At 60.1% G+C, this 12,131-nt stretch carries 10 protein-coding genes; 3 read left to right on the plus strand and 7 right to left on the minus strand.

All coding sequences use genetic code 11. The features are described 5' to 3' along the window. Positions 1-81 precede the first annotated feature (81 nt). The gene (locus AAC126_RS04805; protein WP_339850590.1) at positions 82-588 is read left to right on the plus strand and encodes a PAS domain-containing protein; all 507 of its coding nucleotides are present in this window, start codon (positions 82-84) and stop codon (positions 586-588) included. Positions 589-613: 25 nt separating this feature from the next. On the opposite strand, the gene AAC126_RS04810 is transcribed toward AAC126_RS04805, so the two are convergent. The 3 genes from AAC126_RS04810 to pobA form a co-directional block, all read right to left on the minus strand. Beyond that, positions 614-2,050, minus strand: coding sequence for a hypothetical protein (locus AAC126_RS04810; RefSeq protein WP_339850592.1), 1,437 nt, complete (start codon positions 2,048-2,050; stop codon positions 614-616). Positions 2,051-2,156: 106 nt separating this feature from the next. After that, positions 2,157-3,812 carry a tetratricopeptide repeat protein gene (locus tag AAC126_RS04815; RefSeq protein ID WP_339850594.1) on the minus strand — a complete coding sequence of 552 codons (1,656 nt, stop codon included), beginning with the start codon at positions 3,810-3,812 and terminating at the stop codon, positions 2,157-2,159. Between the two features lie 67 nt (positions 3,813-3,879). Further along, positions 3,880-5,055: a 4-hydroxybenzoate 3-monooxygenase gene (gene pobA, locus AAC126_RS04820; RefSeq protein WP_339850595.1), complete on the minus strand. Its 1,176-nt coding sequence runs from the start codon at positions 5,053-5,055 to the stop codon at positions 3,880-3,882. Positions 5,056-5,208: 153 nt separating this feature from the next. On the opposite strand from pobA, the gene AAC126_RS04825 reads away from it, so the two are divergent. Together AAC126_RS04825 and AAC126_RS04830 are read left to right on the plus strand one after the other, a co-directional pair. After that, positions 5,209-6,126 carry a helix-turn-helix domain-containing protein gene (locus tag AAC126_RS04825; RefSeq protein ID WP_339850597.1) on the plus strand — a complete coding sequence of 306 codons (918 nt, stop codon included), beginning with the start codon at positions 5,209-5,211 and terminating at the stop codon, positions 6,124-6,126. Positions 6,127-6,153: 27 nt separating this feature from the next. Further along, a complete protein-coding gene (locus AAC126_RS04830; RefSeq protein ID WP_339850598.1) occupies positions 6,154-6,657 on the plus strand; it encodes an AAA family ATPase in 504 nt (167 codons plus the stop codon). On the opposite strand, the gene AAC126_RS04835 is transcribed toward AAC126_RS04830, so the two are convergent. The 4 genes from AAC126_RS04835 to rpe form a co-directional block, all read right to left on the minus strand. Further along, entirely contained in the window at positions 6,654-8,609 is a 1,956-nt protein-coding gene (locus AAC126_RS04835; RefSeq protein ID WP_339850599.1) for a nucleoside-diphosphate sugar epimerase/dehydratase, read from the minus strand. The genes AAC126_RS04830 and AAC126_RS04835 overlap by 4 nt on opposite strands. A gap of 100 nt (positions 8,610-8,709) precedes the next feature. Next, the gene (locus tag AAC126_RS04840) at positions 8,710-9,735 is read right to left on the minus strand and encodes a glycosyltransferase family 4 protein (RefSeq protein ID WP_339850601.1); all 1,026 of its coding nucleotides are present in this window, start codon (positions 9,733-9,735) and stop codon (positions 8,710-8,712) included. A 45-nt stretch (positions 9,736-9,780) separates the two neighbouring features. After that, the gene (locus tag AAC126_RS04845; protein ID WP_339850602.1) at positions 9,781-11,403 is read right to left on the minus strand and encodes a heparinase II/III family protein; all 1,623 of its coding nucleotides are present in this window, start codon (positions 11,401-11,403) and stop codon (positions 9,781-9,783) included. 27 nt (positions 11,404-11,430) lie between these two features. Then, the gene (rpe, locus tag AAC126_RS04850) at positions 11,431-12,096 is read right to left on the minus strand and encodes a ribulose-phosphate 3-epimerase (protein WP_339850603.1); all 666 of its coding nucleotides are present in this window, start codon (positions 12,094-12,096) and stop codon (positions 11,431-11,433) included. Positions 12,097-12,131: the final 35 nt, after the last annotated feature.

Below are 12,131 nucleotides of genomic sequence, written 5' to 3' on the forward strand. Positions count from 1 at the left end.
ATTTTCTCAAAGCTGCATTGCAGTCAGTTATCCCGTATAGAATGAACACTGAGCTTCACTTGTGGACAACCAAGGGCGCCAATGGATCGTGCGACAAAAAGTCTGGCATACCTGAAGAGTATCCATCCGGCGATACAGAATTCCAAAGCAAGGGAATTTGCCGAATACTGGATGTCGATACATCCAGGAGACCGGCTGCCCTCGCGTACGCACTTCGACCCGATCGACATTCCAAGCCTCCTGCCGAACCTGGTGCTTGTCGACGTCACGCGAGAGCCAATCCGCTTCATGGTCAAGGTTCAGGGTACGGAAGTTACACGCGCCATGAGACGTGAACTCAAAGGAACCTATCTCGACGAAGCCTTTCCCGACTTCAAGCAAAGCTTCCCTCACCTTGATCGAGTTCGTGTCGTCGAAACTGGTCTGCCCCTTCACAGATTAGGGTCACCAAGTCTTCAATTCGCTCTTGATTATGCCCCGATCGAACGCCTTCACCTGCCTCTTTCCACTGACGGTTCGGCTGTTGACAAGGTGATTTCAATCTTCCTCTACGAGCAAAAACCAGACTCGACAGGTTCGCTTATCTGAGATTGGTGCGCAGCAGGGTTTTACATCAACGGGAATGCAACCAGCAGGACAGTTCAGCCACCACCTGCCGAAAAGCAGATTTCCAATCGCCGGGTATCGGCTGCCGAAATATCCGAGCTCGCGGATATACAGGTGTCTGTGTGCCCTGGCGAAGCCAGATCCAGCTCGGCCCCAAGCCAGACGCAAGCAGAACCCAGACTGGCGTCTCCGTCCGGACGGCGACATGCGCCGTTGTGTTACCCACCGTGATCACCAAATCCAGCTCCGAGACTCGTTCCGCAAAATTAAGCGTTGCCCCGAAAGGGTCAAAGCCCTCAATAGTTTCAATATTTGGGAAGGCCTCCAAATCATCGGACACATCGCCATATTGCAAGGAAAAGAACCGGCAGCCAGGCTGTGCGAAGATCTCCTTCCAGTCAGCAAGATCGGTGGATTTCAATCCGCCAATAAGCTCCGCATCGGATTTCCAGGAAATACCGATGTGTAAAAGATCATGGCGCGATGCTGATTTTCCAAGGACCCGCTCCTCACCCTTCTCGCCAAGGTCTTCCAGTGTCTTGGCGAAAAAACGCCCCACAAAATCCAATGGATAGCAGGCCGATGCTTTCCATTGAGGGTTGCCAGACATCGCTTCGTCGATCGACGAGATAATCCGGATTTCCGGGTGCAACACCCGCAGAAGCGAACAGTTTCTCGGATCGACCAGAAGGGTCACACGTCCTGCAGCCTTGAGCGCCCTTTGCAGGAACGTTGAGAAAAAAAGCTCATCGCCAATCTTGTCCATGCTCCAGAGAAGCAAGGAACCTTCGAAGAGGCGCTGCCCTTCCCAGCGCGGCAGGCCACCCACCGGTGCATGCCAATCTGGCAGACGGAAATATTCAAGCCGTCGCCATCCTTCTTCCAATTCACCGGTCATCATCAAAGCCCGGCCCAGCTCTCCTTGAACTTCTTTGCCAGGATCAATGATCACGGCGCGGCGAAACCAGTCTACTGCACCGAGAGGGTCGTCCTTGCCACGCCGCCAGAGCCCACCATGGCGCAAGGAGCGTACATCCGACGGCTCAACACAAAGGGCCTTCCGTAAGGCCACTCCCGCCCTCTCATGACCGATTATAAGGCTTTTGATGCGCGCAATATTCCCGAGAGTGCCACTATGCAAAGGCCGGATAATGTCAGCCCGCGCGAAGCTTAACAGTGCCGCCTCTGATCGGCCCGCGCGGTCCTCTGCATTACCAACATTATAGAGCCCGTCAGCATTTCCCGGTGCAATCAACACAGCCCGGCGAAGCGTTGACAGTTCGTCTTTTGCAAGCCCCGCAAGGGTGAACAGTTCACGGTGCAACGGCACGGCATTCCGCTTCGGAAATGCAGCCAGAGCCCATTTGGCAAAACGCCTTGAGTCCGAAAAGCTCTCAGTTCCTCTGGAAGCAAGGCTGAGATAGTAGCAGCTGGCTGTGTCCATCGGCGCCAGCAACAAGGCGCATTGAGCAGCGACTAAGCATGCTGCTGTCCGCCCCGCAACGGCTGCCTCTCCAGCCTGCTGGCGGAACTGTGCGGCTCGTCTGGCATCAGACTCCGCCATGCCCGAACAGCATGGTGATATTGATCCGCCGATGGATATACCCGTCTCGAAATTTGAAGCGGTCCGTCTCGTGAAACAGGCGTGAATCGAACAGCAAGGCCCGGTTTTCGCGGTTGGGGACCCTAACCGGGGCATCCTTCTCATCCCCGAGGAAATCGTAGATCTCTTTCGCCGGTGCGGCGTTATAACGTTCGAATGTCCATTCTTTCGGCGCCGGTTTCCGGAACACCAGCAAACCGCCCGTTTCAGGTTCGAGATTGGACTCTGCGTGGTTGATCCAGAAATTGACATTCACTGCGGCAAAATCAGCATGAGGATTGATGCCCGCCATATGTTGATCGTACTTGTAGGCCCACATCATTTTGAGCTTGTGCGGGCCGAGAACACGGGGCATCCGGGCGCACAAGCCTCGCCCGATGGCAAACAGCAGCGGATCGTTGAAACCGGAGCGGTAATAGGCACCAAGATAACCGGCGCCTTTAAGCTGATGCCAAATCGTCGACTCAAAGCAGAACCGGCGAAGCCTGGCGAGAGCGTCTTCATTCAATAGAGCGTCGATAGCAATCGCCTGCGGATCGCCATCAAGAAAACTTTCCTCGATCCGCGTCCAGTCCAGCTCCGCATTAAGAGGATCGGCATCCGTCCAACCGGATGCTGCTATATGAACGAGGCGATTGTAGGACCGCTGAACACGCGCATATGCGCTGTCATCGAGATCGAATGAAATCGCCGCCCGTTGCTCTTCAGTCAACCCTTCCAACAGATCTTGATATGCTTTCCATTCACTCTGGAAATTTTCAGGCAAGGCGTTCAGGTCCGTCAGGTAGCGATATTGTTCGGCATCATGTTTGAGACGGTGACGAGCGCAAGTACGGTCAACCGGCGCGACAGGCCCTGAGGGCATTGACTGGTATTCATTCGTATCATTCAATGGCCGGCCATGAACCAGCCGCGCCCGCCGTGCATAGGGTTCCGAAGCGGCCTCAAACCTTCCCTCTTCAATCAGCGTGACACCCAGATTGAACCAGAGTTCAGGATTGTTCGGCGCACGTTTGAGCAGCGCACGGTAGAGCGCTTCAGCTTCCCTTGTCCTGCCGTTTTTCTGGAAAATAAAGGCGCTATTGATACTGGCGCCGAGCTTGGCTGCGTTCATCTCCAGCAAATGCTGAATGGCACGTTTAGCCTTCGCAGCATCGCCAGCACCTTCGGACGCGCCAAGCAACAAACCGCACTGCTCGTCCGGCGCAATGAAAAATGCGCGTATGGCCGCCACCAAGGCATCGCTCGTGCTGCCGTCCTCAACGGCGCATTCACTCTGAAGCGTGTAGGAAGCAATGCTCTCGGGAGTTAAGACAAGAGCCCGGATCAGCGCCGATCTGGAAACTGCCTTACTGCCAGCCCGGTGAGCCGCCAGGGCCAGATTCATGTGCACCGCAGCCACCCCAGGAAGCCCCCTGGCAGCAGCGGCATAAGCCGCTTCAGCCTCTTCGTTTCGTCCCTGCTTCAGGCGGATAATGCCGAGATAGAACTGTGCTGCCGGCTGGCGCGGATTTTCTGAAACGATGGCGACAAGTCCCGGCTCGGCAGCATCGACCTCGCCCGCCTCCACCAGCTTCATTAAAGCATTAATATCGTGGCTCATGCATCGGTCATAGCGCGTTAAGAGCTGGACGCCAACCAACAGCGCACTCGACTTCCTCCTGTTTCAGTCAACCGAACGGGAGACCCACGTAATTTTCCGCGATGGTCTTCCGCCCCGCTTCCGAGCCGGTGAAGTAATCAAGGTCCGCGATCTGTATTTCAGCGTCGAACGGCTCGCCGTCCGGGAACTTGTGCAGCAGGCGGGTCATGAACCAGGAGAACCGCTGCGCTGCCCAGACGCGTTTCAGTGCTGTTGCCTCATAGGCATCCAACAAAGCGGTTGATCCGCCCTTGAAGAAAGCCACCAGCGCATCGTTCAGCACCTTCACGTCACCTGCTGCGAGGTTCAGTCCCTTCGCACCGGTCGGCGGTACGATATGCGCGGCGTCACCTGCCAGGAAAAGGCGTCCATGGCGCATGGTTTCGCACACGAAACTGCGCATCGGGGTCACGTCCTTGCGCAGGATCTTGCCTTCATTCACTCGGAATCCATCTCCGGATTCCAGCCGTGTGTGAAGCTCGCTCCAGACCCGTTCATCGGGCCATTCATCGAGATTTTCTTCCGGGTCGCACTGCAGATAAAGCCGCGTAACTTCCGGCGAACGCATGCTGAACAGGGCGAAACCGTTCTCGTGATAGGAATAGATCAACTCATCCTGGGCCGGAGGCGCTTCCGCCAGAATGCCAAGCCAGGCAAAGGGATAGATTTTCTCGAACATCCGCAGCCGGCCGGCCGGGATGGACGGGCGCGACACACCGTGGAAGCCATCACATCCGGCGATGAAATCGCAGGACAGCACCACCTCCTCACCCTGCCGGGTGAAACTTACCGACGGGCTGTCGCTTTCAATGTCATGCAGCTGGACATTCCTGGCCTCGAACAGGATCTGCCCGTCGAAATCCTTTTTCAGCGCGATCAGGTCCTTCACCACCTCCTGCTGGCCATAGACCGTGACCTTCTTGCCGCCGGTCAATGCGGGGAAATCTATGCGCCGCTTCTCCCCGCGAAAGATCATGTCCACCCCGTCATGGGGCATACCCTCCCGGCCAAGCCGTTCACCGGCGCCAATGGAGTGCAACAGCTCGACCGTCGGATGTTCCAGCACGCCCGCGCGGATCCGGCTGAGCACATATTCCTCCGACCGCGCCTCAAGAATGACGGACTCCACGCCACTCTGGCGCAATAGCTGGGCAAGCAGCAGACCGGCGGGCCCGGCACCGATGATCGCGACCTGGGTTTTCATTTTTGAATCCTCCCGAACATCTCGAATTTTATCCGGGAAAGCGGGAACCGCTAAGAGAGGTTCAGGACAAAGAATTGCATTTTCCGGCCAAATTGATCTTTATTAGAAACCTGCGCACCGATAATGCGCGCCCCAGCAACCGGCAAATCCCTTATGAACTCCATTCCCTCCTTCAATCTTTATCTGGATGGTGATGGCATTGTGGAGCCGCGTTTCCTGCACATCGAAACGATCCCGATGCGCAGCCGGGAAAATGATTGGACAATCCGGCCACACCGGCACCCGGAGCTTTTCCAATTCCTGCTGCTTACCGCAGGCGCCGCCGAGATGCAGCTTGAGGGCTCGACAGCCCGCCTCGTCGCGCCCGCCCTGACAGCCGTCACGCCGAACGCCATTCATGGCTATGTTTTCAGGCCGGACACGGAAGGCTATGTCCTGACAATCGCGGAAGCCTATCTGAGCGAACTGGTCGGACATGCCGGCGACGCGGCGGCACGGAACGCCATTCGCACATCAGCCATTGTGCCGCTTGCCGAAGATCTGGGAACGGTTGAAGAGATACGCCTGGCCTGCGAGCGGGTGTTTCTTGAAAGCAGGCGGGAGCAAGCCGGCAAACACGCCCTTGTGGCTGCGGATCTGCTCCGCATCCTCGGCCTGTTCATCCGGCTCACCGAAAGCGCCCGAGGGTCCAGGAACGACGCCACCTTGCCGGACAATCTGTTCGAACGGTTCCGGACACTGGTGGAAGAGTGCTTCCGGGACCAGCTCACGATTACCGATTACGCCGAACGCCTGGCGACATCCGAGCGCACATTGCGCCGGGCCACACAGGCGCGATCCGGACGCACGCCGCTCGAGATACTAAAGCAGCGCACCCTGCTCGAAGCGCAACGAGACCTGCTCTACACGGCCCGGTCCGTCGCGGAAGTCGCCTACGGTCTCGGGTTTGAAGACCAGGCCTATTTCAGCCGGTTCTTCGCCACCGGGACCGGCCTGACCCCAACCCAGTTCAGAAAACAGCATAAATCCTATCTGACGGGCACCCCGGAAATCGATACAACGGATGTCTGAGCCGGGAGCAGGATTGCAAAGCCGCACATGCACACACTGATCTCTTTCGCCGGCCTGCCCGGGGTCGGCAAGACCACCATCGCGCGGCAACTCGCCCGGCGACAGAACATCCCCTATCTTCGTGTCGATGAAATCGAAGGCGTCCTGATGGCGGACGCCCCCGGACAGGATATCGGTCCTCAGGGTTACCAGATCGCCGCGGCCCTCGCCGCCTCGAACCTCACCCTTGGGCTCAGCGCCATCGTCGATTGCGTGAACCCGTGGCAACTGACCAGAGACATCTTCACCGAAGCCGCACGCACAGCCGGGAGCGCTTTTTTCGGTGTAGAACTTTATTGCTCCGATGAAGCGGAACACCGGCGGCGCGTTGAAACCCGGCAGGCCGATATTCCCGGCAAATCCCTGCCCGACTGGCAGAAAGTGATGGCCCGGGATTATCACCCCTGGGCCGGAGCCGATCTCCGGATCGACACGGCGACATGCACCGCCGAACAGGCGGCCGATGAAATCATCCGCGCTCTCAGCCTCTAGGCCGGACGCTCGACTGCACGCGCTTCGGGAGCATGTTTTTCCGGCTGCCCTGCCGCCGAACCCGTCTGCCCGCTGAATTCCGGCACAAGCCGGGCCAACAGTCCCAGCACCTGATCGCCATTGCGCTGACGCCCGCTCGCTTCGATCTCGTCAAGCACGCGGGACAGCACCGCCAGATCGGCCGTGCGCGGCGAGGCCCGGTGGATGCCCTCGATCTCTGTTGCGATCAAGGCCTCGGCATCGTGGAACAGTTCCTCGAAAAGCTTTTCGCCCGGGCGCGGGCCGGTATAGGAAATCTCTATATCGATACCGGGCGTAAGACCGGACAGGCGGATCATCTGCGCGGCCAGATCGGCGATCTTCACCGGCTCGCCCATATCGAGCACGCAGATGGCGCCGCTCTCCCGCGTATCGGCACTCGCGCTCGCATCCATGGCGGCCGCCTGCAGCACCAGCTCCACCGCCTCGCGCACGGTCATGAAATAACGGGTCATGTCCGGATGGGTCACGGTCAGAGGGCCGCCCCGGGCCAGCTGACGTTTGAACAATGGAATGACCGAGCCGGTCGAGCCAAGCACGTTACCGAACCGGACGGTGACATAGCGCGGCCCACCCCGGCGGGCCTCTTCCCGGTCCTTGGCCTGGCAATAGGCCTCTGCCGTCCGCTTGGTGGCGCCCATGACATTGGTCGGGTTCACCGCCTTGTCCGTGGAGATCAGCACCATCTCGCCCACGCCATGCCGCGCGACGGCATCCGCCACATTGCGCGTGCCGATGACATTGGTCATCACCCCGTCGGTCGGGTTCGCCTCGACCAGCGGCACATGCTTCAGCGCCGCCGCGTGAAAGACGATATCCGGCGCGAAACCGGAGATCCGCTCATCAACTGACTGTGCATCGCGGACATCTGCAAGCAGCGCCTTGCGTGGCAGGTCCGGGAATGTTTCGGAGATTTCCAGGTCGATCTGATAGAGCTGGAACTCACCCGCATCGAGCAAGGCGATCTCGGACGGGCCAAGGGCCGCGATCTGGCGCGAAAGCTCACCGCCGATCGTTCCCCCGGCCCCGGTGATCATCACCTTGCGGCCGCCGATCAGGTCCGAAACGCCTTTGCGGTCGAGAACCTTCTGGGGGCGTCCAAGCAGGTCTTCCACGCTGACGGAACGCACTGTTTCGGATGGCTCGTCAGCGCCTTCCAGCGACGCCATCTTCGGCATCCGGCCAACCGCAAGGCCAAGGGTGTTCGCCCTGTCCAGCAGATCCCGGATGACAACGCCCTCGATGGACTGCCGGGTAATGACGAGCCGTTGCGGTGCCGTGTCCCGCTTGCGCAGATCAGCCACGACCTTTTCCAGCTCATCCAGCGTACCCAGCACCTGTATGCCCCGGATCATACGGCCAACTCGGCCACCAAGATCGTCGACGATGCCGACAACCCGGTACGGCGCGTCCTTCTCCCGGCCCATCTCGCGGATAAACGCGTCCGAGCCGTCCCCGGCGCCGATCAGCAGCACCGGCACCCGGCCTGCCGCATTGCGTTCGAACAGGCTGGAGAAGGCACCATCCTTGACCAGCCTGTAGGCGAAGCGCGGGCCGGCCAGCAGTAATGTCAGAACGAAAAACTCGATAATCAGGAAAGAACGCGGGAAATCGTCCAGCCGGGTCGCCAGAAACTGCACGACAAGGAACAGCGCGATACAGACAACCACCGCCCGGACAATCCGGCTGAGGTCGCTCATTGAGGCATAGCGCCAGACCGTCCGGTCAAGCCGCATGGAGAAGAACACCAGGGCGGCAACGGCGGTGAAGGCTACCAGGCCAAAGCCGACCACCTCGCGCGGCCAGACCAGGATGTCCTGACCGAGCCGCAAGGTCAGCGAGATCAGGAAGGACAGCGCCGCCATCCCGACATCATGCAGGAAGGTCAGAAAACTGCGCTTAGACCCGAACATTGTCATCGCTCATCACTTCCCCGCCCCAAACGGACCCGAAACGCCAACGACCTTAGACCAGATGCCTGGGGGCGTCTGCCCCGGCAAGCCGCACGCCATGTCAGACCGCCGCCTCCGCCTTTACCCTGCCCCTGTGAAAGAGCAGGCAGAGCAGGATGACGGCACCGAGGCCAATGGCCACGGAAAACAGTGGATAAACCGGCGCCACGAGGAGGGCCAGCGCTATCAGGCCGATATTCAGTGCCAGAATGGCAAGACAGGCACCGGCATGGCTGAAGCCCCGCTGCGTCGCCTGCTGATAGAAATGTTGACGATGCGCCTCGAAAACATTTTCCCGGCGAAGCACGCGCCTGACCAGCGTGAAGGTCGCATCGAACAGGTAATATCCCGGCAGCAGCAAGACTGCCGCCCACCCCGAGAGCCCGTCGGAGGCAGCGCCCGCCTCCAGCAGCATCCAGCCGGACAGGAAGCCGAGCGGGATCGAGGCGACATCGCCGATGAAAATCTTCGAGGGTTGCCAGTTCCAGACCAGAAAACCGGCAATCGCCGCAACCATCGCCAGCGCCGGGAGCTGGATGGAAGCGCCGATCCCGCCGATCACGGTCAATCCGATCAGGCCGCTACCAATGCTGATCGTCTCGACCCCAGTGATACCGTCGATACCATCCATGAAGTTGAACAGATTGACGAACCAGAGCCAGGCGAATCCCGCAATCGGAAGCTCGAGCCAGACCGGGATCAGACCGCTGGTAAAGCCCGTGTCCGGGACCGTCACCATCAGCCCGGCGGCAACAGCCAGCGCCTGCACAAGCAGCCGCAGCCGCGCCGGCAGGTTTTTCATGTCGTCAATGAAGGAGAGTATCGCGAGGCCGGCGGTCAATCCGGCAATCAGCAGAGACTTGCCATCAAGGGTGCCTTGCAGGACCAGCCAGCCGATCCAGCCACCCAGCATCACCGTGACAACGGCAATCCCGCCGCCACGCGGCGTCGGTACAACGTGGCTGCTGCGCTCGTTCGGGACATCGATCACCGCACGGCGCGTCAGCACAGTGATCAGCGCGCGCGTGCCAGCCAGGGACGCGACGAACAGAACACCGAAAAAAACAAGGGCTGTAAGCAGTTGCATGGGCGCTCTTATAGCGTTCCGCAGGCCAAAAGGGCCAGCCGATTGTCATCCGGCCGCCTTGGCGTCCTCACGTTGCAGCGCCCAGCGGATCGTAACCTCTCCGGTCGCCCTGATATCGTCCAGCGGCTCGCGGATCACCAACTGCTCGCAACGCTGGAACTGACCACCCCGCCCGAAATAGACACTCTCGTTCAGGGCAAGCCCGCGATCGCAGCGCAGGCGCCAGCCGGAACCGCTGCCGAGCCGGATCAGCGCCGCCGAGCCGCTCTGGATGATGGAGGTGCGGACTTTCGGGTGCAGGTGCAGGCGGATGCAGGCTTCCTTCGGCAAATCGCCGGGATCGCCTGTATAGATCAGCCGGTCCTCGACCCTGAGATCATCCCCCGCATGGGACAGATAGACCCGGCGGAAATGCTTCAGGCCATGGGTCGGCAGATAGCCGTCATGCTCCGCTTCGATCAGCATGTCACCATCGTTTTCGGAGCGCACGGACCGGACATGCGCCGGGCGGGTGCCGGTAAGGCCATCCACCTCGATCTCGGCCGCGTTACGATCATCAACCACGAGGGTGGAATGCGCCGCTGTGGCCCGGAGCGCGCCATCCCATTTCGGGTCTGCCGGGCTGGCACCGCAATTCACGATCATCCGCTGCTTGCCAATGCTCAGCTCGAAAGACAGCAGACCGGCATGCGCCGCGTGATCCGCCGAGGATGGCTTGCCGGTATCCATGATCAGACAGGTCCGCCCGGCAACCAGTCTCTCGAATCCGCTATCCGGAGCCGAGGCCAGCGATTTCCGCTTGGTTTCCGCCTGGGCGATCAGGCTGTCGATGAACCAGACCTCGCCTTCTGTCGCATGATTGAACAAAGCCAGGCCGCCATCGCCATGGCGCAGCAGCCGGAGCATCGCCGTCATCATGGAAATGCGCTCGTCCAAAGCCTCGTCGGCATGTCCGACCAGACGCAGCGCTTTCCTGATCTCGACCAGATCGGCGAGTACGGAGACCTGCATGGCGGGCGAACGGGAGACATGGCCGCCATCGGCGGCGACCTGACGGTCGAGCTCACGATGCAGCCATTGCAGGGCCTGGTCGAACTTGCCGGAACCTTCGCCAATCACCGCCATGGCCGCGAACAGGCCCTTGGCCGCCAGCAGGCGCCGGGCGCCCGGCGCCGAGGCCTCGATATCGCCGACCAGATGTCTGTACTGGCGGCCAATGGACTGGAAGAAATCGGCACGGAACTCATCGTCCGCCGAGCCGCCGAAAAAGTCGTAATTGCCGATCCAGGAAGACAGCCGCGCGCCGAGAATATCAGGACGCCACAACAGTGCGTCCCATTCGTCATGCCGGGCCAGCCAGCCATCGACCAGATCGCGAGCGCGCAGCCGGGCCGCCTCGCCGCCAAGGTCGCGCAGATCGCGCAGCCAGCAAAAGCCGTGCAGATGTTCCAGCGCGCCGGGCTCTCCCGGCTCCTTGATCCACGGATCCGCTTCAAGGGTAAAGCTGCCGTTCGCATAGGACATGCGCCCGTCCAGGATCGCACGCCCGATCGAGGTATCCCCCGGCAGATCGTCCGAAAGCCGGTCATTGAGCCCGAGCAATGGTTTCGCCGCAAGGCGCCAGCGATAAACCGGCGAGGCGAAATAAAGCTCCTTTAATGTCCGCATGCCCGCCCCCAAAGGCTCAGCAGAAACTCACTTTTCACCGCGAATGGCCGCTATATTCGCGGCGTAGGAATCCGGCCCGCCCCTGAAGACAGCGGTCCCGGCAACCAGCACGTCGGCACCGGCGGAAATACAGCCCGGCGCCGTCTCGATCGTCACCCCGCCATCAACCTCGAGATCGATGGTCCGTCCGGTGGCGTCGATCTTCTTCCGCACCGCCTCGATCTTGCGCAACTGGCTGTCGATGAACTTCTGCCCGCCAAAGCCGGGGTTCACCGACATGATCAGGATCAGGTCGCAGAGATCAATCAGGTTGTCGACAACCTCGACCGGCGTGCCCGGGTTGAGCGAGATCCCCGCCTTCTTGCCGAAGGATTTGATCAGCTGCAGCGTGCGATGGGTATGGGCGCCCGCCTCCGGATGCACGGTAATGATATCCGCACCGGCATCGACAAAGGCTTCGATGAAGGGATCGACAGGCGAGATCATCAGATGCACGTCGAATGTCTTCGCCGTACTGCCGCGCACGGCCTTGGTCACGGCCGGCCCAAAGGAGATGTTCGGGACAAAATGACCGTCCATCACGTCGACATGGATATAATCGGCGCCAGCCTTGTCGATGGCCTCGATTTCCGCTCCCAACCGGGCGAAATCCGCCGCCAGGATGGAGGGTGCGATTCGTGTGTTCTGTTGCATGGCCTTCACCTAACAGGTTGCCCGGCGGGGAACAA

This window comes from uncultured Nisaea sp., from assembly GCF_963974195.1.
GTDB lineage: Bacteria > Pseudomonadota > Alphaproteobacteria > Thalassobaculales > Thalassobaculaceae > Nisaea.

What these genes read in the sequence shown, in the direction of transcription:
- AAC126_RS04805 (WP_339850590.1), top strand. Translation starts at nt 82, where the DNA reads ATGGATCGTGCGACAAAAAGTCTGGCATACCTGAAGAGTATCCATCCG.
- AAC126_RS04810 (WP_339850592.1), bottom strand. Translation starts at nt 2,050, where the DNA reads ATGGACACAGCCAGCTGCTACTATCTCAGCCTTGCTTCCAGAGGAACT.
- AAC126_RS04815 (WP_339850594.1), bottom strand. Translation starts at nt 3,812, where the DNA reads ATGAGCCACGATATTAATGCTTTAATGAAGCTGGTGGAGGCGGGCGAG.
- pobA (WP_339850595.1), bottom strand. Translation starts at nt 5,055, where the DNA reads ATGAAAACCCAGGTCGCGATCATCGGTGCCGGGCCCGCCGGTCTGCTG.
- AAC126_RS04825 (WP_339850597.1), top strand. Translation starts at nt 5,209, where the DNA reads ATGAACTCCATTCCCTCCTTCAATCTTTATCTGGATGGTGATGGCATT.
- AAC126_RS04830 (WP_339850598.1), top strand. Translation starts at nt 6,154, where the DNA reads ATGCACACACTGATCTCTTTCGCCGGCCTGCCCGGGGTCGGCAAGACC.
- AAC126_RS04835 (WP_339850599.1), bottom strand. Translation starts at nt 8,609, where the DNA reads ATGTTCGGGTCTAAGCGCAGTTTTCTGACCTTCCTGCATGATGTCGGG.
- AAC126_RS04840 (WP_339850601.1), bottom strand. Translation starts at nt 9,735, where the DNA reads ATGCAACTGCTTACAGCCCTTGTTTTTTTCGGTGTTCTGTTCGTCGCG.
- AAC126_RS04845 (WP_339850602.1), bottom strand. Translation starts at nt 11,403, where the DNA reads ATGCGGACATTAAAGGAGCTTTATTTCGCCTCGCCGGTTTATCGCTGG.
- rpe (WP_339850603.1), bottom strand. Translation starts at nt 12,096, where the DNA reads ATGCAACAGAACACACGAATCGCACCCTCCATCCTGGCGGCGGATTTC.